At 66.6% G+C, this 22,438-nt stretch carries 26 protein-coding genes; 10 read left to right on the forward strand and 16 right to left on the reverse strand.

Going from position 1 to position 22,438, the window contains the following annotated elements; genetic code table 11:
• Positions 1 to 14 precede the first annotated feature (14 nt).
• A complete protein-coding gene (locus PDM29_RS12405; protein ID WP_311190424.1) occupies positions 15 to 1,016 on the reverse strand; it encodes a KpsF/GutQ family sugar-phosphate isomerase in 1,002 nt (333 codons plus the stop codon).
• A 53-nt stretch (positions 1,017 to 1,069) separates the two neighbouring features.
• On the opposite strand from PDM29_RS12405, the gene PDM29_RS12410 reads away from it, so the two are divergent.
• The 3 genes from PDM29_RS12410 to PDM29_RS12420 are packed head-to-tail and all read left to right on the forward strand — an operon-like array spanning position 1,070 to position 2,940.
• Entirely contained in the window at positions 1,070 to 1,303 is a 234-nt protein-coding gene (locus tag PDM29_RS12410) for a BolA family protein (protein WP_311190425.1), read from the forward strand.
• Positions 1,304 to 1,363: 60 nt separating this feature from the next.
• The gene (gene murA / locus PDM29_RS12415) at positions 1,364 to 2,635 is read left to right on the forward strand and encodes a UDP-N-acetylglucosamine 1-carboxyvinyltransferase (RefSeq protein WP_311190426.1); all 1,272 of its coding nucleotides are present in this window, start codon (positions 1,364 to 1,366) and stop codon (positions 2,633 to 2,635) included.
• Positions 2,632 to 2,940: an EF-hand domain-containing protein gene (locus tag PDM29_RS12420; RefSeq protein WP_311190427.1), complete on the forward strand. Its 309-nt coding sequence runs from the start codon at positions 2,632 to 2,634 to the stop codon at positions 2,938 to 2,940. The genes murA and PDM29_RS12420 overlap by 4 nt, the downstream gene beginning before the upstream one ends.
• Before the next feature lie 123 nt (positions 2,941 to 3,063).
• Here PDM29_RS12420 and PDM29_RS12425 read toward each other — a convergent pair whose 3' ends face one another.
• The 6 genes from PDM29_RS12425 to purM all read right to left on the reverse strand — a co-directional run bounded on the left by PDM29_RS12425 (position 3,064) and on the right by purM (position 7,278).
• Positions 3,064 to 3,747 (reverse strand): DUF3108 domain-containing protein, encoded by a 684-nt coding sequence (locus PDM29_RS12425; RefSeq protein WP_311190428.1) that lies wholly within the window; start codon positions 3,745 to 3,747, stop codon positions 3,064 to 3,066.
• Positions 3,748 to 3,749: 2 nt separating this feature from the next.
• Entirely contained in the window at positions 3,750 to 4,517 is a 768-nt protein-coding gene (locus PDM29_RS12430) for a DUF3108 domain-containing protein (protein ID WP_425508754.1), read from the reverse strand.
• A 109-nt stretch (positions 4,518 to 4,626) separates the two neighbouring features.
• Positions 4,627 to 5,280 (reverse strand): phosphoribosylglycinamide formyltransferase, encoded by a 654-nt coding sequence (gene purN, locus PDM29_RS12435; protein WP_311190430.1) that lies wholly within the window; start codon positions 5,278 to 5,280, stop codon positions 4,627 to 4,629.
• Entirely contained in the window at positions 5,277 to 5,735 is a 459-nt protein-coding gene (locus tag PDM29_RS12440; protein ID WP_311190431.1) for a hypothetical protein, read from the reverse strand. The genes purN and PDM29_RS12440 overlap by 4 nt, the downstream gene beginning before the upstream one ends.
• 7 nt (positions 5,736 to 5,742) lie before the next feature.
• Positions 5,743 to 6,204 (reverse strand): hypothetical protein, encoded by a 462-nt coding sequence (locus tag PDM29_RS12445; protein ID WP_311190432.1) that lies wholly within the window; start codon positions 6,202 to 6,204, stop codon positions 5,743 to 5,745.
• An 18-nt stretch (positions 6,205 to 6,222) separates the two neighbouring features.
• A complete protein-coding gene (gene purM / locus PDM29_RS12450; protein ID WP_311190433.1) occupies positions 6,223 to 7,278 on the reverse strand; it encodes a phosphoribosylformylglycinamidine cyclo-ligase in 1,056 nt (351 codons plus the stop codon).
• A 107-nt stretch (positions 7,279 to 7,385) separates the two neighbouring features.
• Between purM and PDM29_RS12455 the strand changes: the two genes are divergently transcribed.
• From PDM29_RS12455 to hda, 3 genes are read left to right on the forward strand one after another with little or no spacing between them, the layout of a single operon-like run.
• Positions 7,386 to 8,510 carry a DUF2066 domain-containing protein gene (locus tag PDM29_RS12455; protein WP_311190434.1) on the forward strand — a complete coding sequence of 375 codons (1,125 nt, stop codon included), beginning with the start codon at positions 7,386 to 7,388 and terminating at the stop codon, positions 8,508 to 8,510.
• Positions 8,507 to 9,673, forward strand: coding sequence for an AI-2E family transporter (locus PDM29_RS12460; protein WP_311190435.1), 1,167 nt, complete (start codon positions 8,507 to 8,509; stop codon positions 9,671 to 9,673). Before PDM29_RS12455 ends, PDM29_RS12460 begins: the two co-directional genes overlap by 4 nt.
• Before the next feature lie 2 nt (positions 9,674 to 9,675).
• Complete coding sequence (gene hda / locus PDM29_RS12465; RefSeq protein ID WP_311193775.1) at positions 9,676 to 10,380, forward strand: DnaA regulatory inactivator Hda; 705 nt, start codon at positions 9,676 to 9,678, stop codon at positions 10,378 to 10,380.
• A 228-nt stretch (positions 10,381 to 10,608) separates the two neighbouring features.
• Here hda and murU read toward each other — a convergent pair whose 3' ends face one another.
• The 4 genes from murU to PDM29_RS12485 form a co-directional block, all read right to left on the reverse strand.
• The gene (murU, locus tag PDM29_RS12470) at positions 10,609 to 11,316 is read right to left on the reverse strand and encodes an N-acetylmuramate alpha-1-phosphate uridylyltransferase MurU (RefSeq protein ID WP_311190436.1); all 708 of its coding nucleotides are present in this window, start codon (positions 11,314 to 11,316) and stop codon (positions 10,609 to 10,611) included.
• The gene (locus PDM29_RS12475) at positions 11,313 to 12,317 is read right to left on the reverse strand and encodes an aminoglycoside phosphotransferase family protein (protein ID WP_311190437.1); all 1,005 of its coding nucleotides are present in this window, start codon (positions 12,315 to 12,317) and stop codon (positions 11,313 to 11,315) included. The genes murU and PDM29_RS12475 overlap by 4 nt, the downstream gene beginning before the upstream one ends.
• Positions 12,318 to 12,338: 21 nt before the next feature.
• Positions 12,339 to 12,611 carry a GlsB/YeaQ/YmgE family stress response membrane protein gene (locus PDM29_RS12480; RefSeq protein ID WP_311190438.1) on the reverse strand — a complete coding sequence of 91 codons (273 nt, stop codon included), beginning with the start codon at positions 12,609 to 12,611 and terminating at the stop codon, positions 12,339 to 12,341.
• A gap of 126 nt (positions 12,612 to 12,737) precedes the next feature.
• Complete coding sequence (locus PDM29_RS12485; protein WP_311190439.1) at positions 12,738 to 14,231, reverse strand: M20 family metallopeptidase; 1,494 nt, start codon at positions 14,229 to 14,231, stop codon at positions 12,738 to 12,740.
• 246 nt (positions 14,232 to 14,477) lie between these two features.
• Between PDM29_RS12485 and PDM29_RS12490 the strand changes: the two genes are divergently transcribed.
• The 4 genes from PDM29_RS12490 to PDM29_RS12505 all read left to right on the forward strand — a co-directional run bounded on the left by PDM29_RS12490 (position 14,478) and on the right by PDM29_RS12505 (position 17,512).
• The gene (locus PDM29_RS12490; protein WP_311190440.1) at positions 14,478 to 14,762 is read left to right on the forward strand and encodes a ComEA family DNA-binding protein; all 285 of its coding nucleotides are present in this window, start codon (positions 14,478 to 14,480) and stop codon (positions 14,760 to 14,762) included.
• A 398-nt stretch (positions 14,763 to 15,160) separates the two neighbouring features.
• Positions 15,161 to 16,204 carry a L,D-transpeptidase gene (locus tag PDM29_RS12495; RefSeq protein WP_311190441.1) on the forward strand — a complete coding sequence of 348 codons (1,044 nt, stop codon included), beginning with the start codon at positions 15,161 to 15,163 and terminating at the stop codon, positions 16,202 to 16,204.
• Between the two features lie 2 nt (positions 16,205 to 16,206).
• The gene (locus PDM29_RS12500; protein WP_311190442.1) at positions 16,207 to 16,890 is read left to right on the forward strand and encodes a murein L,D-transpeptidase catalytic domain family protein; all 684 of its coding nucleotides are present in this window, start codon (positions 16,207 to 16,209) and stop codon (positions 16,888 to 16,890) included.
• A gap of 25 nt (positions 16,891 to 16,915) precedes the next feature.
• Entirely contained in the window at positions 16,916 to 17,512 is a 597-nt protein-coding gene (locus PDM29_RS12505) for a HutD/Ves family protein (RefSeq protein WP_311190443.1), read from the forward strand.
• 54 nt (positions 17,513 to 17,566) lie between these two features.
• Here the strand turns inward: PDM29_RS12505 and PDM29_RS12510 are convergent, their stop codons facing one another.
• The 5 genes from PDM29_RS12510 to PDM29_RS12530 form a co-directional block, all read right to left on the reverse strand.
• Positions 17,567 to 19,159, reverse strand: coding sequence for a sulfite reductase subunit alpha (locus PDM29_RS12510; RefSeq protein WP_311190444.1), 1,593 nt, complete (start codon positions 19,157 to 19,159; stop codon positions 17,567 to 17,569).
• A complete protein-coding gene (locus PDM29_RS12515) occupies positions 19,156 to 20,133 on the reverse strand; it encodes an FAD:protein FMN transferase (protein ID WP_311190445.1) in 978 nt (325 codons plus the stop codon). Before PDM29_RS12515 ends, PDM29_RS12510 begins: the two co-directional genes overlap by 4 nt.
• Before the next feature lie 232 nt (positions 20,134 to 20,365).
• On the reverse strand, positions 20,366 to 21,172 hold the full coding sequence (locus PDM29_RS12520) for a DUF4198 domain-containing protein (protein ID WP_311190446.1): 807 nt from the start codon (positions 21,170 to 21,172) through the stop codon (positions 20,366 to 20,368).
• Between the two features lie 28 nt (positions 21,173 to 21,200).
• Positions 21,201 to 21,734, reverse strand: coding sequence for a DUF2271 domain-containing protein (locus PDM29_RS12525; protein WP_311190447.1), 534 nt, complete (start codon positions 21,732 to 21,734; stop codon positions 21,201 to 21,203).
• Positions 21,735 to 21,755: 21 nt separating this feature from the next.
• The gene (locus PDM29_RS12530) at positions 21,756 to 22,391 is read right to left on the reverse strand and encodes a PepSY-associated TM helix domain-containing protein (RefSeq protein ID WP_311190448.1); all 636 of its coding nucleotides are present in this window, start codon (positions 22,389 to 22,391) and stop codon (positions 21,756 to 21,758) included.
• Positions 22,392 to 22,438 lie beyond the last annotated feature (47 nt).

The following is a 22,438-nucleotide window of genomic DNA, read 5'->3' on the forward strand; positions in this document are numbered from 1 at the left end:
AGGGCCACTGTGGTTTAAACCACCCGCGCCCGCAACAGGTCATGAATGTTGAGCGCGCCGACCGCCTTGCCTTCAGCGTCGACCACGATCAGGCCGTTGATCTGGTGGGTTTCCATCAGCCGCGCCGCTTCCACGGCCAGCTGATCGGCCCCGATGGTACGGGGTTTGCGGGTCATGACGTCGACAATGCGCGCGCTGCGCACGTCCAGGTCGCTGTCCAGGGCGCGGCGCAGGTCGCCGTCGGTGAACAGGCCGACCAGGCGCTGGTTGGCGTCGACCACGGCGGTCATGCCCAGTCGCTTGCGGCTCATTTCCACCAGCGCCTGGCTCAGGCTGGCGTCCTCGCCCACGCAGGGCAGCTCGTCGCCGCTGTGCATGACATCGGTGATGTGCAGCAGCAGGCGGCGGCCCAGGCTGCCCGCCGGATGGGAGCGGGCGAAGTCGTCGGCGGTGAAGCCGCGCGCGTCCAGCAGGGCCACGGCCAGGGCGTCGCCCATGGCCAGCGAGGCGGTGGTGCTGGAGGTCGGGGCCAGCGCCAGCGGGCAGGCCTCGGCCGGCACGCTCACATCCAGGTGAACATCGGCGGCCTGGGCCAGGTTGGAGCCGGGGCGGCCCGTCATGGCGATCAGGCGGTTGCCCTGGCGCTTGAGCACCGGCAGCAGCATCAGCACCTCGTCGGACTCGCCCGAGTAGGACAGGGCCAGCACCACGTCGTCCTCGGTGATCATGCCCAGGTCGCCGTGGCCGGCTTCACCCGGGTGCACGTAGAACGCCGGGGTGCCGGTGGAGGCCAGGGTGGCGGCGATCTTGCGGGCCACATGGCCGGACTTGCCCATGCCGGTGGCCACGACGCGGCCGCGGCTGCCCAGCACCAGCTGGCAGGCCTGGCTGAAGGCATCGCCCAGGCGGTCGGCCACCGCAGCCAGGGCGTCGCGCTCGATCTCGAACACCCGGCGGCCGCTGGCAACCAGGGCCGCAGGATCGGTGGAGTGAGTGGGCAGGGGCGATACAGCCATGCGGGCGCCACGCGGAAGAGTAGAATGAGCGCACATTTTATTAGGAAAGCCCGTTGGACGCCGAGACCATCCGCAATCTGATCGAAACCGGCCTGCCTGGCTCCCGCGCCGACGTGCAGGGTGACGATGGCGTGCATTTCGAGGCCACCGTGGTCTGCGAGGCCTTCGCCGGCAAGCTGCCCCTGGCCCGCCACCGCATGGTGTATGCCACGCTGGGCGATCTGATGGGCGGGGCGATCCATGCGCTGGCGCTGAAGACGGTGACGCCGGCGGAAGCCAATCGGTAAGCCGACCAACGGTCGGCTTCTACCCCGGTTCCTTTTTTTTCCTTAATCCCTGTAGGTTCCATGGCCAAGATCGTAGTGACCGGCGGCGCGCCGCTGCACGGTGAAGTGAACATTTCCGGCGCCAAGAACGCCGTTCTCCCCATCCTGTGCGCCACCCTGCTGGCCGATGCGCCGGTGGAGATTACCAACGTGCCGCACCTGCACGACGTGGTGACCACGGTGAAGCTGCTGGGCGAGCTGGGGGCCAAGGTCACCATCGACCAGGGCACGCTGTCGCGCGGCAGTGCGATCGTCGTGGACCCGCGTTCGGTGAACCAGCACGTCGCGCCGTATGAACTGGTCAAGACCATGCGCGCCTCGATCCTGGTGCTGGGCCCGCTGCTGGCCCGCCACGGTGCGGCCGAAGTGTCGCTGCCCGGCGGCTGCGCGATCGGCTCGCGCCCGGTGGACCAGCACATCAAGGGCCTGCAGGCGCTGGGTGCGGAGATCGTGGTCGAGAACGGCTTCATCAAAGCTCACGCCAAGCGTCTGAAGGGCGGCCATTTCACCTTCGACATGGTCAGTGTGACCGGTACCGAGAACGTGCTGATGGCCGCGGTGCTGGCTGAAGGCACCACTGTGCTGGACAACTGCGCGATGGAACCGGAAGTCACCGACCTGGCGCACTGCCTGATCGCGCTGGGCGCGAAGATCGAAGGGCTGGGCACCACCCGCCTGGTGATCGAAGGCGTGGAGCGCCTGAACGGCGGCCGTCATGAAGTGCTGCCTGACCGCATCGAAACCGGCACCTTCCTGGTGGCGGCAGCGATGACCGGTGGCAAGGTCACGGTCAACCGCGCGCGCCCGAACACCATGGACGCCGTGCTGGCCAAGCTGGTCGAAGCCGGGGCGACGATCGAGACCACCGAAGACAGCATCACCCTGGACATGCAGGGCAAGCGCCCGCGCGCTGTGAACCTGACCACCGCGCCGTATCCGGCGTTCCCCACCGACATGCAGGCGCAGTTCATGGCGCTCAACTGTGTGGCCGATGGCGTGGGCGTGATCAATGAAACGATCTTCGAAAACCGCTTCATGCACGTCAACGAGCTGCTGCGCCTGGGTGCGGACATCCAGGTGGAAGGTCACACCGCCATCGTGCGCGGTTCTGACCAGCTCAGCGGTGCGCCGGTGATGGCCACCGACCTGCGTGCGTCGGCCTCGCTGATCCTGGCCGGCCTGATGGCCAAGGGTGACACCACCATCGATCGCATCTACCACCTGGACCGTGGCTACGAGAACATCGAAGAGAAGCTCTCGGCGCTGGGTGCCACCATCCGGCGTACCGCATGATCCTGCGCGGCCAGTTCACGCGTCGCCGCAAGGCACTGCTGATCCTGGTGCTGGTGGTGCTGGGCTGGCTGGGCTATGCCTGGTACGCCGGCATCGCCATCACCCAGGGGCTGGAACAGCAGGACATGGACTGGAACGGCGACGGCACGGTCAGTCGCACGGAAGTGCTGCAGTCGTTCTACGCGGTAGGTGTGAAGGTGACCGACGAGGGCAACAGGCACTGCAAGGCGTTTTACTGGCGCAGCAGTGGCGAGCAGATCCGCGTCGATTGCCGGACCGTGTTCGGCGAGGCCAAGCCGGAATGAAAAAATGCCCGCAATGCGGGCGTTTTTTTGCGCGGGCGTATCGACCAACGGTCGATACCTACCGGGTCATCGTGATCAACGCCGATAACGGTAGGTGCCGACCGTTGGTCGGCACGCGATGCATCACTTGAAGCTGCGGATGGTCAGATCCAGCGCGTCCTTGCCACCCTCGCGCTGCAGCAGGCGCACCGGCACCGGCAGCTCCTTCACCACCCACGCAATCTGTTCCTTGTTGCCATCCACGCGTGACACCTTGGTGGCATCGTAGGTCTTGCCGGCAACCGTGATCTGCTCCTTGCCGACCGTCTTGTAGGTCAGCGATTTGATCCGCCCTTCGTCAACCATGCGGTAGGTCAGCGGCTTGCCATCGGCGAAGTCACGGGCGATGGCCAGGTTGATCAGCAGCGCATCCATATCGCCGGTCTTCAACGCGACGGGGCCGGCGCGGTCCGGCTTGATGTCGCCCTTCCAGGTCGCCTGCTTCTTGGTCCAGTCGTACGTGGCATCGACGTTGCGCTTCTTCACCAGCAGCATCGAACGGTCGTTGCTGGTCAGCGGACGCAGCTTGCCGCCGGTCTCGTCAAAGACCGTGTTCTGGCTCAGCGTGGCCAGCTGGTTGCTGACGTTGAGGCTGTACTGCCACTTGTTGCCGTCGACCTTGCTCAGGGTCATCTTGCCCGGTGCCTGCACGCCCATGTAGTTGGCCTGGTAGTCGGCCGTAAACGGCTGCAGCGCCATCGCCGGCAGGCTGGTCAGGGCCAGCGCACCTGCGGCAATCCAGGTCAGGGGACGGTTGAGGATGGTCATGCTCACACTCCTTGATATTCGATCAGGCGCAGATCAACACGATCTTCGCCGTCTTCGCGTTGCAGGATGCGCACCGGGGTGGGAACCCCGTTGGCGACCCAGAGAATGGTTTCGTCGTTGCCGCCGTTGGTGCGATACACCCGCAGCGCGTTGTAGGACAGCTCGCCGACCTGAACGTTCTCGGTTTCGGGCGCTGCCTGGTAATCGTGCTGGCGCACCCGGCCGACATCGACATAGCGGTAATGCATCTGCGCACCCGGGCGGGCGTCGCGCATGATCGCCAGATTGATCAGCAGCGCGCTCTGGTCGCCTGGTTGCAGCGGAATCGGTTGGGTGCGTTCCTTCTTCAGATCGCCCACCCACTGCGCCGTGCCTGCCTGCCAGTTGTAGGTGCCCGTCACTTTCTTGCCAAGGAACAGGCCTTTGCGCACGGTGGCCTGGCTGAGCGGTACGTAGACCTCGCCCTGCTTCTCGAACACGGTGCTCTGTTCCAGGTTCAGGCCGAGCACGCTGGCAAAGCCGCGACGGCCGACTACCTGCATGTCCACGCGCCACTGCGCGCCACCGGTGTGGGTGACGCGCATGGTGGCATCACCGGCTTCTTTGCCCTTGTACAAGGCCTGGTAGGTAGCGGTGAACGGTTCCAGCGGTAGCGGCTCCCAGGCCAATGCGGGCAGCATCGGCGGGGCCGGTTCGGCCGGTGGTTCCGGCGTGGCCGGTGGCTCCTGCGCGGCAGCAACGGCCACCGTGCACAGCAGTGCACCGAGCATCAGCACGGGCTTGAACAGCACCTTGGAAGAGGACGTTCTCATGCGGGCGCACAAACGAAGGAGGAGGGAGGATGCCAGTGTCCAGGTCAGCAGCGCGTGTGCGCCGTGACTAGGCGTTCAGTTCTCCGGCGCAATCTAGGCGCAGCGGACTGAACAGGGGGTGGCCGTCGACCTGGAGCTGACCGTGGCGTTCAGCCACGCGGCCGGCCACCAGCCACCGCAGGCTGGCGATCAGCAGTGGGTGTTCCACCGCCAGCACGCGCTGGGCCAGCGCTTCAGGGGTGTCGCCGGCTTGAACGGGCACATGCGCCTGGGCCAGCACCGTGCCGGCGTCCAGGTCCGGTACCACGAAGTGCACGCTGGCTCCGGCTTCGGCATCGCCGGCTTCCAGCGCACGGGCATGGGTATGCAGGCCCTTGTACTTCGGCAGCAGCGACGGATGGATGTTGATCAGGCGGCCGGCAAATCGCTGCACGAAGGCTTCGCCCAGAATGCGCATGTAGCCGGCGCAGACGATCCAGTCCGGCGCAAATCCGGCCAGTGCATCACCCAGTGCGGCGTCGAATGCGGCGCGGTCCGCGAACGCTTTCGGTGAACGCGCCCAGCGCCGTTCCGGGGCGACCTTCAGCAATGCCGAGGCGTCGGGCTTGTCGGACAGCACGCCAATCACTTCAGCATCCAGCGTGCCGGCGGCAATGGCGTCGATGATGGCCTGCAGGTTGCTGCCCCGCCCGGAGGCCAGCACGGCAATACGGGCGGTCATGCGACGACGGTGCTCCCCGGCGGTGCAAAGGCGGTTTTGACTTCTGGCTTGAGCAGCACGATGAAAGCGTAGACGCCCAACGCGATGCCCAGTGCGCCGGCAAGGCACGAAGCGCCGGCAGCGATCAGACACAGCTGATGGCGCTGACGTTGGCCCAGTGCCTTGGCGGCCAGGAAACTGACCACACCCACGCAGGCGAACACCAGGCTGGCCGCCAGCAGCAGTACGATCAACAGCATGGGCTGGGCACCCGGATCCACGCTGTTGCTTTCAGCGGCATAACCGGCGAACGCAACAGGAAGCAGCACGACGCCGATGCAGAGTTGGATGGCACCCAGCACATAGAACAGGATCTTCAGCGTGTGCAGGTGGGAGTTGATCTGGATGGGATTCCAGACGCCCGGCGGCGTCACCGGGCCGCGCGGGCCATTGAGCGGGGGAGGCGTAGCGGCCATGGTGATCTCAGGAGTGAACGGAAGCAGGGGCGTCGAACGCCGCCTTGACTGAAGGGCGCAGCAGCACGATCAGGGTGAATACACCCAGCACCGTGCCGAAGGGCATGAACATGCACAGGAATGCGGCCACCACCAGGCACAGGGTATGGCGACGACGCGCGGACAGACAGCGTCCGGCGTACACGGTGAAACCTGCCAGCGTGAGACCGCCCAGAATGAACAGCCCACCGAGGGCGACAAATACCCAGCCGACCATGCGCCCATCTTCGGCGGGGTTGCCATTGGCATCGTTCATCGGCATCGCGCCGGTGATCACACCGATGCCGATGGCCACGTGGATCAGCGGAAACAGCGAGAACAGCGCGGTAATGCCGCCGACCACATAATGGAAGATCGACAGCAACCGCAGGTGGTTGGCGTCTTCCATCGAAAGCGGCGGTGGCGGTGGGCTGGGAGGTGCTGCGTCCATGCGGGTCTCCTTGGTGACTCAGCCGATGTGTACGCGTTCGGCAGCGGTGGCCGGAACCACCTGGCCGATGGTCCAGTGGTCCAGGCCCTGTGCGTTGACCGCCGCGGACACGGCGTCGGCCTGGTCGGCGGGTACGATCAGCACGAAGCCGATGCCGCAGTTGAAGGTGCGCCACATTTCGCTGTCGGCGACCGCACCTTCCTTCTGCAGCCACTGGAACACCGGCGGCAGGGTCCACGACGAGGCCTGGATGTCCAGGCCGAGGCCTTCGGGCACCACGCGGATGATGTTCTCGGTGAGGCCGCCACCGGTGATGTGGGCCATGCCGTGGATGGCTTCGCCGTGCGACTTCAGCAGGGCCAGGATGGGCTTCACGTACAGGCGGGTGGGGGCCATCAGCGCGTCGACCAGCTTGACCCCGCCTTCCAGCTCCAGGTCAGCCGGGCGGCCGGCGCGGTCGTAGATGCGGCGCACCAGCGAGTAGCCGTTGGAGTGCGGGCCGGAGGAGGCGATGCCGATCAGCACGTCGCCGGCGGTGACGCTGGCCCCGTCCTTCAGTTCGCTCTTTTCCACCGCCGCCACGGTGAAGCCGGCCAGGTCGTACTCGCCCGGGGCATACATGTCGGGCATTTCAGCGGTTTCGCCGCCGATCAGGGCGCAGCCGGCCTCGGTGCAGCCGTTGGCGATGCCGCCGACCACGGCAGCGGCCGTGTCGATGTCCAGCTTGCCGGTGGCGAAGTAGTCCAGGAAGAACAGCGGCTCGGCCCCCTGCACCAGCACGTCGTTGACGCACATGGCGACCAGGTCGATGCCGATCGTATCGTGGCGGTTCAGCTGGTGGGCCAGCTTCAGCTTGGTGCCGACGCCGTCGGTGCCGGACACCAGCACCGGTTCACGGTACTTGTTGGACAGGTCGAACAGCGCGCCGAAACCGCCCAGGCCGCCCATCACTTCGGGGCGGAAACTGCGCTTCACCAAGGGCTTGATCCGTTCGACCAGTTCGTTGCCCGCGTCGATGTCGACACCGGCGTCGCGGTAGGTGAGGGGGGCGGGGGAAGACGGAGTCTGGGTCACGGGCGTCGGGCTGCGCTGGAGTGAAAGCGGGATTTTAACAGGCCACGTTGGCGCGCAGGCCCTATTCGGGCAACAATTCCCCCCGGATACGCTCAATGGAAGACCTGATGCGCCGCAGCCTCATTCTCATGATGTTCCTCGCGCTGTGCCTGCCGGTGGCCACGATGGCCCAAAGCGGCATGCGCACCGAAGGCGACGTGGCCAGTGCCACCGGGGCCTACGAGGCCGAAGTACCGGTCAACAGCCAGTCCGATGCCGACCGCACCGGAGCCCTGGCGCGCGCGCTGGGCAATGTGCTGGCCAAGCTCTCCGGCGACCGCAGCGTGATGACCCGCCCCGGCGTGGTGCAGGCGCTGCGCGGAGCCAAGGACTACGTGGAAAGCTACGACTACCGCCAGGACCAGAGCACCTCGGCCAGCGGTGCGCCCAGCTATCGCACCATGCTGGTGGCCCGGTTCCGCCAGGACGACGTGGACGGGCTGATCTCCGCGCTGGGCCTGCCGTTGTGGCCGCAGCCCCGGCCCAAGCCGGTGATCTGGCTGGCCATCGACGACGGTTCCGGCCCGCGCCTGGTCACGGTGCAGCAGGCCAATGCAGCCCGACCGCTGCTGAACCGCGCTGTCGAGCGTGGCTACAAGCTGGGCCTGCCGACCGGCAGCGCGGCTGAACAGGCCCTGGTGGGCGCGATCTGGCGCCAGGACACCGCCTCGGTGGCGCGTGCCTCGGCCCGTTACGCCCCGCCGATGCAGCTGGTCGGCAAGCTGTACCGCGACAAGGCCGGCGGCTGGGTTGCTGACTGGGTGTTCGTCGATGGCGGCCGTGAGCTGAACAAGTGGACCACCAAGGATTCCGATGCCCGCCGTGCCATGGCCGGTGGTGCCGACGGCGCGGCTGACGCGCTGGTGAAGCGCTACGCCAAGGCCGGTGCCGCGACCGGCGCGGCTGGCACCTACACCATCGCAGTGACCGGGCTGGACAATGCCGAGGACTACATGCGTCTGGTGGCCGGGCTGCGCGAGAACCCGGTGGTGCGCAACATCACCCCGCTGCGGGCCTCGGGCAACCGCCTGGAGCTGGCCCTGGAGATGACCACCGGGCTGTCCGGCCTGAACCGCATGCTGGGCGAGAACGGCGTGATCGTGCCGCTGGCTCCGCTGCCGGTGCCGATTGACGAAAACGACGCCACCACTCTGCCGCCGCCCCCCGCCAGCAACGAGTACCGCCTGCGATGATCCTGACACCGGAAGCCGAGATCGCCCAGTTCCTGCGACGCGTCAAATATGTCCTGCTCGCCCTGGCCATTGGCTGGGTGATCAGCCTGCTGGCCCCGATCCTGACCCCGTTCGTGCTGGCGCTGGCGCTGGCGTGGCTGGGCGACCCGCTGGTCGACCGGATCGAGGCCACCGGCCGTTCGCGCAACACCGGCGTGGTGCTGGTGTTCGTGGCGATGGTGCTGGTGATCACCGCGCTGCTGCTGATCCTGGTGCCGATGATCGAGCGCCAGATCGCCACCTTGATTGCGGCCGTTCCGCAGGCACAGGCGTGGCTGATGCAGACCGGCATTCCGTGGTTCGAGCAGAAGACCGGGCTGGAAGTGATGCAGTGGATGGATCCGGACCGGCTGATCGACTGGGTGCGCAGCCACTGGCAGCAGGCCGGCGGGTTTGCCAAGACCTTCTTCGGTTACGTGTCGCGCTCGGGCTTTGCGATGGTGACCTGGGTGGTCAACATCCTGCTGCTGCCGATCCTGGCGTTCTACTTCCTGCGCGACTGGGACAAGCTGGTGGAACGGGTGGCCTCGACCATTCCGCGCAACCATATCGGCACGATCAGCAAGCTGGCGCGTGAGTCCAATGAGGTACTGGGCGCGTTCATCCGCGGCCAGTTCCTGGTGATGATCGCGCTGGGCGTGATCTACGCGGCGGGCCTGTCGCTGGTCGGTCTGAAGCTGGGCCTGTTGATTGGCCTGGTGGCGGGTCTGATCAGCTTCATTCCGTACCTGGGGGCGACGACCGGCATCGTGATGGCGGTGGTGGCGGCGCTGGTGCAGGCGCAGGGCTTCGACCTGAAGCTGCTGATTCTGGTGGGCGTGGTGTTCACGGTGGGCCAGCTGCTGGAAAGCTACGTGCTGACGCCGCGCATCGTGGGCGACAAGATCGGCCTGCATCCGGTGGCGGTGATCTTCGCAGTGATGGCGGGCGGCCAGTTGTTCGGCTTCCTGGGCATGCTGCTGGCGCTGCCGGTGGCGGCGGTGAGCAACGTGCTGCTGCGCTATGCGCACCAGCGTTACCGCGAGAGCGAGCTGTACGTGGGCGAGACGGCGATTGCGCTGGATTCCTACATCGACCGCCGCGCTGACACGATCGTGGTGCCGAAGGACCCCGACCTGAAGTGAGCATGGTGCCGCAGCTGCCGCTTGCCCTGCGCTACCCGCAGGACGAGCGCCTGGAAACCTTCATCGGTGCGCCGGACGGCGCGCTGGCGCAGCTGCGCGCGATTGCGGTGGGAGCGGCGCACGACTGGGTGTACCTGGAAGGCGCGGCAGGCACGGGTAAGACGCATCAGGCGCTGGCGATGTGTTCGCTGGCGCAGCAGGCGGGGCGGCAGCCGACCTATCTGCCGTTGAAGGCGGTGGCAGGGCGCGTGCGGGCGGCATTGGAGTCGCTGGAAGGGCGCGACCTGGTCACCCTGGACGGGCTGGACGCGATCGTGGGCAACCGCGAGGACGAGGTGGCGCTGTTCGATTTCCACAACCGGGCGCGCACGACGGGCATCACGCTGATGTACACGGCGCAGCACGCGCCGGACCAGCTGGGGCTGGTACTGCCTGACCTGCGCTCACGCCTGCAGCAGTGCGTGCGGGTGGTGCTACAGCCGCTGGATGATGAGGGCCGCGCAGCGGTGCTGCGCGAACGCGCGGTGCGACGCGGGCTGAGCATCGACGAGGCATCGATCGAATGGCTGCTGACCCGCACGGGTCGCGAGCTGGGCAGCCTGGTGAGCCTGCTGGACTGGCTGGATCGCGAGTCCATGGCAGCACAACGCCGCATCACCGTGCCGTTCCTGCGGCAGGTGGTCGAGGATGGTTCCGCTCGGCTGTAACGCGAACCGCCCTCGGCTGCTGATCTTCGTGTTGGGGCCGACGTGGGTGGGTTTGCGGGACACGCCGTAAATACGTCCATGTAGGCTCGTCAAAAACATCCATGTTTTTGACGGTCCCGCAAACCCACCCACGCCGACCCTCGACAGATGGTCGGTGGCCATGGGAGAGCCGATGCCAATCTCCTGCGCGCCCGGGTGCCGCGTAGTGACACGCCATGCGTGTCTGGGTCACAGGTCGCGAAGTGCCTGGTCCAATGCTTCCAACCGTTCAGGCGTACCCACATCGGTCCATCGTCCGGCGTAATGCTGGCCGGTGACCCTTCCTTGCGACATCGCATGCCGCATCAACGGTGCCAACCCAAACTGCGGCGGCATCGCGGCGGCTCCCTCGGTATTCCCAATCACTTCGCGCCAACCGTCAATGATCGCCGGTCGATAGATGCCCACCCCGGCATAGGTCAGCCGTGCCGCATCACCGTCATTGCTGACCAGGCCATCGGCGTGCAGGATGAAATCACCACGCGGGTGCTGCACAGGATTGTCAACCAGCACCAAGTGCGCATCGCCAGCGGGTTGCTTCGGCAGCGCGGCGAAATCCACGTCGGTCCAGACATCGCCGTTGACGACCAGGAACGGTTGATCACCCAGCACAGGCAATGCATTGAGAATGCCGCCACCGGTTTCCAGTGGCACCGGGCCTTCGTCGATGTAATGCAGCTTCAATCCCCAACGACTGCCATCGCCGAGAGCGGGTTCGAATTGTTCGCCCAGCCACGAGGTGTTGATGACCACGTCCTCGATGCCGGCGGCGGCGAGTCGTTCGAGGTGCCACACGATCAGGGGCTTGCCGCCGGCCACCAGCAGCGGCTTGGGCGTATGCAGGGTGAGCGGACGCATGCGCTCGCCTTTGCCGGCGGAGAAAATGATGGCCTTCATGTGCGTTCGGCCATGGCGGGCTTGATGCGATCCTGCAGCAGTTGCTGCAGGCCGGCCAGTTCGGGGTGGCGTGGCAGCACTTCGTCCAGGTACTGGATGAAGCGCGGGGCGTCGGCGAAGTAGTGACCCTTGCCGTCGCGGTCACGCAGACGCACGAAGATGCCGAGGATTTTCAGATGCCGCTGGATGCCCATCCAGTCGGCGTCGCGCAGGAACTGCGGCCAGGGGCGCACGGGTAAGCCGGCGGCCAGCGCTTTGGCGTGATAGTGGGCGAGCCAGGCATCCACGCGTTCCAGCGGCCAGCTCAGGAAGGCGTCCTTGAACAGGCTGACGGGGTCGTAGGCGATGGGGCCGCGCACGAGATCCTGGAAGTCGAGCACGGCCGGTCCGCCTTCCACGGGCATCAGGTTGCGCGGCATGAAGTCGCGGTGGGTGAGCACCTGGGGTTGCTGCAGGGCGTTGTCCATCAGCCGGCGCTGGGCCAGCTGCAGGGCTTCAACTTCGCCGCAGTCGAGCTGCAGGCCGAGATGGCGCTGCAGGAACCATTCGTCGAACAGGCCGGCATCACGCTGCAGCAGCGCTTCGCCGAACACGCCGAAGTCGTCGGGTACCGGGATGGACTGCAGGCGGATCAGCTGGTCGAAGGCCGCGTCGAACCACGCGTCGGCGTTTTCGTCGGTGATGGCGCGGGCGAGGGTGGGGCCGCCGAGGTCTTCCAGCAACAGGAAGCCTTGGGCTTCGTCGCGGGCGAGCACCTTCGGCACGCGCACACCCTGCGGTTCCAGCAGGTCGTGCATGCGCAGCCACGGGTGTACGTCTTCCAGCCCGGGCGGGGAGTCCATGACGATATGGCTGCCGCCCGCGCTGGTGGCACGCCAGTAGCTGCGGAAACCGGCATCGACCGAGGCGCGGTCAAGCTGGGTGGTGTCATCGGCCAGCGCGGTGCGGGCCCAGTGCAGCCGCAGCGCGGTGCGCTGCGGGTCGGAAGCGGGATCGTTCATGAAGAGTGCGTACTGAAAGGGTCAGCGCTTGCCGCCGCTGAAGAGGCGCAGTATGGCAAGTACGGCGATGGCACCGAGCGTGGCACCAATGAAGCCTGCCGGTTCGCCTGGAGCGTACCAGCCCATGTACTGCCCGAACCACCCGGCGACCAGTGCGCCGACGATGCCCAGCACGATGGTCAGCAGGCAGCCCATGCGGTTGTTGCCGGGCATGAAGAAGCGCCCGAACAGGCCGACGAAGAAGCCGACCAGAATGATGTAAAGCCAGCTGGTGCTGCCGAACAGTCCGTCCATCGTGCGGATTCCTGCGGAAGATGGACGCAGCCTACCAAAAGCCTGCGTCCATCCGCGTGCGCTCCCGTAGAGCCGGGCTTGCCCGGCTAACCGATGAAACGCAGCCGGGCAGAGCCCGGCTCTACATCAGCAGCAACCATGCCCACCATGACGGGTACCGCTGTCAGCCGCCACCGGCGAACCGCTGGTCTCACCGCGCAGGCTGGCCGCATGGTGTTCGCTGATCACCTTCGACACGCAGGCGGTGACCCGCTTGCCCATCGGGATGTGCAGGAACTCGTTCGGGCCGTGCGCGTTGGAATGCGGGCCCAGCACGCCGGTGATCATGAACTGCGCACCGGGGAACTTCTCGCCCAGCATGCCCATGAACGGAATCGAGCCGCCTTCGCCCATGTACATGGCCGGCTTGCCGAAGAAGGTCTGGCTGGCGTCATCGATGGCCTGGGTCAGCCACGGGGCCATCGCCGGTGCGTTCCAGCCGGAGGAGGCCTTCTCCAGGTCCAGCTTCACTTCCGCGCCGTTCGGCGGGTCGCGCAGCAGGGCCTGCTTGAGCAGTTCGCCACAGGCCTTGCCGTCAGCAGTCGGCGGCAGGCGCAGCGACAGCTTCACCGCCGTATGCGGGCGCAGTACGTTGCCGGCCGAGGCCAGCGGCGGCATGCCGTCCACACCGGTCACCGACAGCGCCGGACGCCAGGTGCGGTTGAGCACCAGCTCGGACAGGTCGTCGGCCATCGGCTTGAGGCCGTCCACCAGCGGGAATTTGTCGAAAATGGCGGTATCCACCACGTCAGCCGCACGCTTGGCCTGGTCCAGGCGCTCGGCCGGGATCTCCACGTGCATGCCGTCGATCAGGATGCGCCCGGTGTTTTCGTCTTCAATGCGCGACAGCAGCTGGCGCAGCAGGCGGAAGCTGGACGGCACCACGCCGGAGGCATCACCGGAGTGCACGCCTTCGTTGAGCACCTTCACCGAGAAGTTGCCGCCGGTCAGGCCGCGCAGCGAGGTGGTGCACCACAGCTGGTCGTAGTTGGCGCAACCGGAGTCCAGGCACACCACCAGCGACGGCTTGCCGATGCGGTCGGCCAGGTGGTCCACATACGCCGGCAGGTCGTAGCTGCCCGATTCCTCGCAGGCTTCGATCAGCACCACGCAGCGTGCGTGCGGCAGGCCCTGTTCCTGCAGCGCCAGCACGGCGGCCAGCGAACCGAAGATGGCATAGCCGTCATCCGCGCCGCCGCGACCGTACAGCTTGTCGCCACGCAGCACCGGCACCCACGGGCCGAGGTCGTCGTCCCAGCCGGTCATTTCCGGCTGCTTGTCCAGATGGCCGTACAGCAGGATGGTGTCATCGCCGGTTTCCGGACCGGTGGCCGGAATTTCCAGCAGGATCAGCGGGGTACGGCCTTCCAGACGCACCACTTCCACCTGCAGCCCCGGCAGCTTCTGGGCCTTGGCCCAGTTCTCCATCAGGGTCACCGCCTGTTCCATGTAGCCATTGGCCACCCAATTGGCGTCGAACATCGGCGATTTGTTGGGAATGCGGATGTATTCGACCAATTGCGGGACGATCTCGTTGTCCCACTTGTCACTGACGTATTGGCCGAGTTTGGCGCTGTCCATCTGAAGCTCCGAATGCTTGGGTCTAGTCCGCCCATTCTACGCCTGCTGCCCGTGTAGGAATTTTCCTACACCACATCGGGTATTTGGCCGGCTGTGTGAAGGCGATGTGGACGATAGGATGGCTGCATGTGGCGGGGCACACTCGCAGCACCGACGGGATAAGCCGGTTGCTACCGGTGCCGGGCCACAGGGAGCTACACGGTGGGGCTTTGGAAGTCGTGTAACGCACTCGTGCTGGGGCTGTTGTTGAGCTTCGCTGCCTGGACGGCAGAGCGGATCAACATCAATACCGCCGATGCGGCGGCGCTGGAACAGGGATTGACGAATGTCGGGCCGGTCAAGGCCCAGGCGATCGTCACATACCGGCGCCAACACGGTCCCTTCCTGCGGGTCGAGGATCTGACCCGGGTGAAGGGGATAGGGACAGCAACAGTCGAACGGAACCGACAGCGGATGACGGTGGGCACCAGGCAGGCACCCACAGCGGCACCGTCCAGGCAGGACGTGCCGGCACCCGTACCAAGGCGCTGACGTAGGGGATTACGAGGGGATTGGTCGCGACAGGCAGGACGCCCGTCAACGGTGGTTGCGGCAGGATGCCGCAGTCGTCCCGACAGCCGCACGGACGAGGCACGCAAGGATGCTGCGACCAGGGAATGGCGCGGTTCCACCGGGAAGGTGGTTCCAGACCCGGGAAGGGTTATTGGCGGATATACGGCCGAGTGCAGGGAGCATGGCCGGCACCCATTCTGGGCAGGATGCACAGGGGGAAGGCGGGAAGCCGACACGGATGTACCTGATTGCCCGGTCTACACAGGATGTGTGGCCGGGCAATTTTGTTTTTGGCGACAACGCCGCGTAGCGACGCGCCATGCGCGTCGCGGACGGTGGGCGTGCTAGCGTGGCATCAGCCCTCAAGGATCGACCCGATGATTGCACGCCGCACGTTTATCAACGCCTCGATGGGAATTCTCGCGCTCGCCGCCGCACCGGCCTGGGCCGCTGCGCCGGCCTCCACTGAAACCCCGCGCGGCCCCACCGACCTCAAGCCCGGTGAGTTCCTCTGGCACCCCGAAATTTCCCCGGCCGGCCCGATCGTGCTGGTGGTCAGCCTCGATGAGCAGCGTGCCTACGTCTATCGCAACGGTATCGCCATTGGCCTGAGCACGATCAGCTCGGGCAAACCCGGCCATGAAACCCCGACCGGTGTATTCACCATTCTGCAGAAGGACAAGGACCACAAGTCCAACCTCTACAACAGTGCGCCGATGCCCTACATGCAGCGCCTGACCTGGGACGGCATCGCCCTGCATGGCGGCAACCTGCCCGGTCATCCGGCCTCGCACGGGTGCGTGCGCCTGCCGCAGGCATTCGCACAAAAGCTGTTCGGTGAAACCAAGCGCGGCGACACCGTGGTGGTGGCCGACGCCAAGAGCGCGCCGATGAGCCTGGCGTACCCGGCGGTGCTGGCACCGGTGAACAGCATCGGCAAGCCGTTGCCGGAAACCACCGATGCGCCGGATCACTACTGGAATGACGCGGCCGCGCCGAGTGGGCAGGTCGGCATTCTGGTCAGCCTGCACGACCAGCGCCTGTACGTGCTGCGCGATGGCGTGCTGATCGGTGAGTCGCGGCTGCAGGCCAAGGCGTTGCCTGCGTTCGAGGGCACCACGCTGTTCGTGATGCAGCAGGGCTTTGCGGAAACGCCCAGCCCGCTGGATGCCACCCAGAAACTGCACCGCTGGACTGCATACCCGCTGCTGGGCCAGAGCGCTGGCAATGCCAGCCCGGACCTGCTGGCCACGCCCAGCCTGCCGATGGCGCTGCCGCCGGCGTTTGCCGAGCAGCTGTACAAGGCGCTGGTGCCCGGGACCACGCTGCTGGTGACCAGCCTGCCGGCGGTGCGCCCGGTGGCGGATGAACAGAACCTGCAGCCGGTGTTGGAATCCGACGCGGGCGCGCCGACGTTGTAGGGATGTCATTGCGCCTGCTGACGACGTTGCTGATTGGACTGGCCCTTACCGGGCCAGCAGCCGGGCAGAGCCCGGCTCTACTGGCAGAGGCGCTTGCACGGGCCGCGCCGGCGGCCGATCGCAAGGTGCTGCAGTTGGCGACGGCGGCGCTGCAATGTGCTCAGCGCCAGCCCAATTCCGCGGTTGATCCCACCCGTCTGGCGGTGATCGACTACTCGCGCCCGTCCACAGAACAGCGCCTGTGGGTGTTCGATGTCACCCAGCAGAAGCTGCTCTACCAGGAGTGGGTGGCACATGGGCGTAACAGCGGCAGCAACCGCACCGAGCGCTTCTCCAACCGCGACGGCAGCTTCATGTCCAGCCTCGGCGGCTTTACCGCCCGGGAAACCTACATGGGCGGAAACGGTTACTCGCTGCGCCTGGATGGGTTGGAGCCGGGGTTCAATGACAACGCGCGCGACCGCGCCATCGTCATGCACGGCGCACCCTACGTGAATCCCTCCGTTGCGCAGCTGCAGGGACGGCTCGGCCGCAGCCTGGGTTGCCCGGCGGTGCGCCTGACCGTGGCCAAGCCGTTGATCAACAGCCTGCGCGGCGGGGCGTTCGTGTTTGCCTACTACCCGGATAAGGAATGGCTGGAGCATTCGCGCCTGCTGGCTCCCGATTGCGGCGGCCGCCCCGGTTGAGTGCGTGCTGCGGCACAATGGCCGCATGAGCGAATCTTCCGTGCTGGGCGCGAGCACCCGCGTCATTCCTTCGTTTGAATACCGCCGCGAGCGCTGGCGCAACGGCCTGGGCTGGACGCGGGAGATTCTGCGCGTGCCGGACAGCGAGGACTGGCAGGTGCGACTGTCGATTGCGGAGATTGAACAGGACGCGGCGTTCTCTGCGTTCCCGGGAGTAGAGCGCGAACTGGTGCTGCTACGCGGGGAGGGGGTGCGGTTGCGCTTCGCCGATGGGCGTGTGCATACGTTGTTGCCGCCGCATGATCGAGTGCGATTTGCCGGTGAGGAGGCCATAACCGGCGAGCTGATCGATGGGGTGACCCATGATTTCAATCTGATGTGGAAGCGCGATGCGCTGCGTGCGGAGCTGCTGCATCGGCCGCTGGTGGGCAGCATGTTCTTCTTCACCGAGCCGGGGACGGCGTGGGCGGTGCATCTGCTGGCCGGGCAGGCGGAGTTTGAAGGTGAGGACGGCCTGCCGGCGATGGCGGCGGGGGATACCGCGTGGTTGGCAGCGGGGGAGCGTCGGCGCTATGCGTTGAGTGGGGGCGGGGAGTTGTTGGCGATCCGGTTGGATGCGTAGAGCGGGGCTTGCCCCGCTGCCGGGATGCCGGTTTGCCGGGCAAGCCCGGCACTACTAGTAGACGTCGCGCCGATAACGCCCGGCGATGATCAACGCTTCCTTGCCCTCGCGCCCAAGTGCCTGCTCGATCACCGCGTCCACGGCCGGTGCCATGCCCTGCAAACTGCCGCACACCAGAATCGTCGCCCCTTCCCGCACCCACTGCCGCAGCGTGTCCAGCTGCGCGGCCAGCCGATCCTGCACATAGCGATGTTCACCACCATCACGACTGAACACCGCATCCAGCGGCGCGATGAAACCTTCGCGCTGCCAGCGCAGCAAGTCGTCGCCAAAATGGAAATCATGCGCGGCGGTGCGCTCGCCAAACAGCAGCCAGTTGCTTTGCGCACCGGCGTCCACCCGCGCCTGCAGGTGGGCGCGCAGGCCGGCGATGCCGGTGCCGTTGCCGATCAGAATCAACGGTGCATCCTGCGGCGGCGCATGGAAGTTCGGATTGGAGCGGAAGCGCAGGTCAATGCGTCCACCCGGTTCGGCGTAGTCGCACAACCAGCCACTGCCCAGCCCCGGCGTGCCATCCGGGCGCAGCAGGCGGCGCAGCAGCAGCGTGACCTGGCCTTCTGCGGCGGTGCTGGCGATGGAGTACTCGCGATGCGGCAGCGGCTTCAGCGAGGCCACCAGCGCCGCATCATCCGCCGGGACCGACTCGGGCAGTTGCGGTAGATGTGAGCGGGCGAGGTGCGTGCGCAATGGCTCGCCCTCGATCAGTCGTGCGCCGTCGCGGCCGTGGGTCTGCAGCCACGCATCGACCTCGGCCGGTGCATGCTGCGGGCCGATCTCGACAACGTCGCCGGCCTGCCAAGCGGTCAGCACACCGTCTGCGGGCACCAGATCAACCCGCCAGGTGGCGGCGCCGGGGCTGCCGACATTGACCTGTCCGCGGTGCACCAACGTCCATGGCTGGTATTGCGCCGGGGCCCAGTCCGGCAGTTCGGTCGGGTTGCCACCCAGCTGGCCCAGCAACTGCTGCCAGTGGCGCAGCGCGGCCGGGTCGGCGTTGTCTACTTCAACGGTATCGAACAGCGGGTGTGCACCGTGCTTGCGCAGCCATGCATCCAGCTGGTGACCGAACCCGCAGAAGTGGCCGTAACTGCGATCGCCCAGCGCCAGCACGCCGTAGTGCAGATCAGGCAGCTTCAACGACTGTGGCATCACCCTGCGCAGGAACGGCAGCGCATGGTCCGGTGCGTCACCCTCGCCGGTGGTGCTGGCAATGAACAGCACGCGCGTGCTGGATTGAAGCAGTTCTGCGTCCACCTGGTGCAGGCCGCGCAGCCGTACCGACAAGCCGGCTGCGCGCAGGGCTTCAGCGCTGCGTTCGGCCAGCTGCTGGGCAAAACCAGTCTGGCTGGCCCAGACAAGCAGCAGGGCATCGCTGCCGGCGGTGGCGTCGTCGCGCGTGCGCCCGCGCCACCACAGCCAGCCGCAGAAGGCCGCATAGGCAAGCAGACTGCCGGCGGCCCAGCGCCAGTGCGAGGCCAGTGGCGCTGCCAGCCACCACGGCTCGGCCAGGTGCAGCTGCAGCAGCAGCAATGCCAGAACTACGAGCAGCACGCCGACGGCGATATTGCCCAGTACGGCGCGGCTCACGCGGCCGCCTGCTGTGCGTCGAGCAGGCGCTGGAACGCCGGGCTCAGGTGTTCTTCAATGCCGTCTGCGGTGCGGGTGACAAAGCGTGCGGCGAGGTTGTGTTCGCCGGCGAAGGCCAGACCCTGCTCACGTCCCATCACGGTCAGGGCGGTGGCCCAGCCATCGGCATGCATCGCGTCGTCGGCGACGACGGTGACCGCCGCCGCGGCACGGGTCACCGGTGAACCCGTGCGCGGGTCCAGGGTGTGACTGTACTGCACGCCATCGGCGGCGTAGTGATGCCAGCGGTCACCCGACGTGGCGACGGCGAGGTCATTCAGCGCCAGCACGCGTGGCGGATGGTTGGCGGCTGCATCGGCTTCGGGTTCTGATTCCACCAGCACCCGCCACGGTTGGCCGTCGGGCTTGCTGCCATAGCCGTACAGTTCGCCGCCGACTTCCACCAGGGCCGCGCTGATGTCCTGCGTGCGCAGCCAGGCACTGACCGCATCCACGGCGAAGCCTTTGGCGATGGCAGAAAGATCCAGCTCCAACCCCCCGGGTTGGGTGAGCTGCTCGCCCTGCAGCGAAAGTCGTTGCCAGCCGCAGCGTGCACGGGTGGCGTCCAGTAAGGAAATGTCAGGCACTCGCCGCGCATGTGCATGGGCACCGAAACCCCACAGTGCGACCAGAGGCCCGACGGTCGGATCAAACGCACCGCCGCTGCGCGCGGCGATATCCAGTGCGGCACGCAGCACGTGGCCGAACGGTTCGGGCACCGATAACGCGGTGCCTGCAGGCGCGGCGTTGAAGCGGGAGATATCGCTGCCGGCTTCCCAGGTACTCATCTGCGCCACCACCGTATCCAGCTGCGCCTGGATGCCCGCATGCAGCGGGTGCAGGTCGCGGCTGGGCGTGGCCACCAGCGTGACCTGCCAGGTGGTGCCCATGGTGTGGCCACCAAGACGCGCGATGTCGGGGGAAGCGAAGGTCATGTGGATGCAGGTGTTGCCGGATGGTGCGGGGATGGTTCGGGGCGATTCGGGATGGTGCGGGATGTTGGGGAACGTAGAGCCGGGCTTGCCCGGCTGCTGTTGGCGGATGGCTTGACGCGAAAAACAGCCGGGCAAGCCCGGCTCTACGGGTTTCACGGCGGCCGCCGGTCAGTAGGGGGTTTCACGGCCGCGGCAGCCGGGCCAGCATCAGCCCGGCATTCCTTCCGCGCGGTTACTGCGGCAAAACCTCAAGCGTCGCGACGTAATTCAACCGACGCGTCTTCGCCGGCTTCAGCGAGGTCTTCTTGTCTTCGCTGCTGGTTTCCAGCCAGTACATGCCAGCTTCCGGCCACGTGACCGAGAACTCGCCCTTCTTGTCGGTGGTCACTTTGATCTCGTCCTGCGCGTTGCGGTAACGCGTACCGCCGCGGACGATTTCCACGGCCAGGCCGGCGCGCGGCTTGCCGTCGACCAGAATGCGGAACTTCGCCGCTTCACCGGCGGCGAGGTCGTTCGGGTGACCGACCGCCACCAGCTCGATGCCCTGCTTGGTTGGCTTCAGTGCGGTGTCGTTCGGGGTGCCGTTGGTGACGAAGGTTTCCACCCGGTTCACCGACTGCGCGACCTGCAGCTTCTTGGCCTTCTTCGGCACTTCGGTGGCGAAGGTGGCCGGGGTGCCGCGCCAGCGCTTGGGCTGGCCGTTCTCTTCCCACGTCGCCGACAGCCCGCTGTTGACCGAGGCCAGGCGGTAGGTGCCCTGCTGGGTCAGCTCCAGGTCGAACACGCTGCGGAACTTGCCGGTGGAGCCGTTCTGCGGCTGCACGGTGGTGCCGTCGGGAGCGGTGATGACGATGCTTTCCAGGCGCAGCGGCACGTGGTTGAAGTAGAACAGGTCATTGGACACCGCCGCATCGACGGTGATGGCCGGGTTGTTGCCGGCGATCACGGTCTGCGAGGGCAGCAGCCACGCCTTGTGAGCCAAGGCGGAGAACGGAAGTGCGGCAGCCAGGGCGGCGGCTAGGACAAGCGAGCGCTTCATCAAAAACTCCATGTACGGATGAGGGATATCAGGGCTTGACCGACAGCGTCACCAGGCCCAGTTCGGTGCTGCCCTGCGCCTTTCCGGACTGCGGAGCAGTGGCCGGCCAGGTGAAGGGGATCTTGAGCAGTTCGCGGCCGCCGACTTCACGCACGGCTTCCACCACCAGAGTGTAGTTGCCCGGCGCCAGCGACTGTAGCGACGGGCCACGCCCGTCGGCCTTCTGCGAAGAGAACGACAGCGCATGGTTACCGGCCGGACGTGTCGGCCCGGTGACGCCATCAACCGGCACGGTCAGCGTGCGGCCGCTCTTGCGCCACCACTGGCGCAGGTCCGGCAGCCACTTGGTGCCATGGCCCTCGGCGTTGCCGCTCTGCTGGTACCACACCGACAGATTGGCGGCGACCTTCTGGTCGGCCCCTTCCAGCCACACCGCGACATACGGGCGGTGGTATTCGGCCACGTTGAGCTTGGGCACCTCGACGTTGATGTCCAGGGTGGTGGCATAGGCCGGCGAGGTGGCCAGCAGGCCGCTCAGGGCGATGGTCAGGGTAACGCGCATGGTGCGGCTCCGTAGGGCAGGTCAGTGGATGAGGATCAGGGCGATGAGCAGCGGCACCATCAGGCCCACGCCGACCAGCGGCCAGGTCATGCGGCGCTGGCGGGCATGCAGGTGCAGCAGGAACAGGCCGGTGATGCAGAACACCAGGCAGGCCACGGCAAAGATGTCCAGGAACCAGCCCCAGGCCGGCCCGGCATTGCGGCCCTTGTGCAGGTCGTTGAAGTACGACACCCAACCGCGCGCGGTGGATTCGTATTCCACCGAGCCGGTCTCGCGGTCGATGCTCAACCAGGCATCGCCGCCGGGGCGGGGCAGGGACAGATAGATTTCCTCCGGCGACCACTCGGCCGGCCGGCGGCCGATCGAGATGCCCAGTTCGCGGTCCAGCCATCGCGTGGCCGGGCGGGGGATGGGGGCGTTGCCGTCCTCGCGGTCACCGAGCTTGGCCAGCAGGTCGGCCGGCAGCTGCAGCTGCTGGTTGACCACCTGCGGGGTGGATTCGATCTTCGCCGCGTGGTTCAGGGTAAGGCCGGTAGCGGCGAACAGGATCATGCCAATCAGGCACACCGCCGAGCTGATCCAGTGCCACTGGTGCAGGGTGCGCAGCCAGAAGCCACGGGACTGTTGCTGCTGCACGCTGGAAGACGGGGTGGCCAAGGAGACGCGCTCGGGAATTCAGACGCGGATTAGACCATTGTTGAGAA

The sequence above is a fragment of the Stenotrophomonas oahuensis genome, from assembly GCF_031834595.1.
In the GTDB taxonomy this organism is placed as follows: domain Bacteria; phylum Pseudomonadota; class Gammaproteobacteria; order Xanthomonadales; family Xanthomonadaceae; genus Stenotrophomonas; species Stenotrophomonas oahuensis.

Bases quoted from the DNA above. Each gene is read 5' to 3' on its own strand.
- purN (WP_311190430.1), bottom strand. From the start codon at position 5,280: ATGACCGCCCGTATTGCCGTGCTGGCCTCCGGGCGGGGCAGCAACCTG.
- PDM29_RS12460 (WP_311190435.1), top strand. From the start codon at position 8,507: ATGATCCTGACACCGGAAGCCGAGATCGCCCAGTTCCTGCGACGCGTC.
- PDM29_RS12455 (WP_311190434.1), top strand. From the start codon at position 7,386: ATGCGCCGCAGCCTCATTCTCATGATGTTCCTCGCGCTGTGCCTGCCG.
- PDM29_RS12445 (WP_311190432.1), bottom strand. From the start codon at position 6,204: ATGGACGCAGCACCTCCCAGCCCACCGCCACCGCCGCTTTCGATGGAA.
- PDM29_RS12520 (WP_311190446.1), bottom strand. From the start codon at position 21,172: ATGAAGCGCTCGCTTGTCCTAGCCGCCGCCCTGGCTGCCGCACTTCCG.
- murA (WP_311190426.1), top strand. From the start codon at position 1,364: ATGGCCAAGATCGTAGTGACCGGCGGCGCGCCGCTGCACGGTGAAGTG.
- PDM29_RS12505 (WP_311190443.1), top strand. From the start codon at position 16,916: ATGAGCGAATCTTCCGTGCTGGGCGCGAGCACCCGCGTCATTCCTTCG.
- murU (WP_311190436.1), bottom strand. From the start codon at position 11,316: ATGAAGGCCATCATTTTCTCCGCCGGCAAAGGCGAGCGCATGCGTCCG.
- PDM29_RS12515 (WP_311190445.1), bottom strand. From the start codon at position 20,133: ATGACCTTCGCTTCCCCCGACATCGCGCGTCTTGGTGGCCACACCATG.
- PDM29_RS12495 (WP_311190441.1), top strand. From the start codon at position 15,161: ATGATTGCACGCCGCACGTTTATCAACGCCTCGATGGGAATTCTCGCG.
- PDM29_RS12430 (WP_425508754.1), bottom strand. From the start codon at position 4,517: ATGCTCGGTGCACTGCTGTGCACGGTGGCCGTTGCTGCCGCGCAGGAG.
- PDM29_RS12440 (WP_311190431.1), bottom strand. From the start codon at position 5,735: ATGGCCGCTACGCCTCCCCCGCTCAATGGCCCGCGCGGCCCGGTGACG.
- PDM29_RS12480 (WP_311190438.1), bottom strand. From the start codon at position 12,611: ATGGACGGACTGTTCGGCAGCACCAGCTGGCTTTACATCATTCTGGTC.
- PDM29_RS12485 (WP_311190439.1), bottom strand. From the start codon at position 14,231: ATGGACAGCGCCAAACTCGGCCAATACGTCAGTGACAAGTGGGACAAC.
- PDM29_RS12475 (WP_311190437.1), bottom strand. From the start codon at position 12,317: ATGAACGATCCCGCTTCCGACCCGCAGCGCACCGCGCTGCGGCTGCAC.
- PDM29_RS12500 (WP_311190442.1), top strand. From the start codon at position 16,207: ATGTCATTGCGCCTGCTGACGACGTTGCTGATTGGACTGGCCCTTACC.
- PDM29_RS12420 (WP_311190427.1), top strand. From the start codon at position 2,632: ATGATCCTGCGCGGCCAGTTCACGCGTCGCCGCAAGGCACTGCTGATC.
- PDM29_RS12525 (WP_311190447.1), bottom strand. From the start codon at position 21,734: ATGCGCGTTACCCTGACCATCGCCCTGAGCGGCCTGCTGGCCACCTCG.
- PDM29_RS12405 (WP_311190424.1), bottom strand. From the start codon at position 1,016: ATGGCTGTATCGCCCCTGCCCACTCACTCCACCGATCCTGCGGCCCTG.
- hda (WP_311193775.1), top strand. From the start codon at position 9,676: ATGGTGCCGCAGCTGCCGCTTGCCCTGCGCTACCCGCAGGACGAGCGC.
- PDM29_RS12425 (WP_311190428.1), bottom strand. From the start codon at position 3,747: ATGACCATCCTCAACCGTCCCCTGACCTGGATTGCCGCAGGTGCGCTG.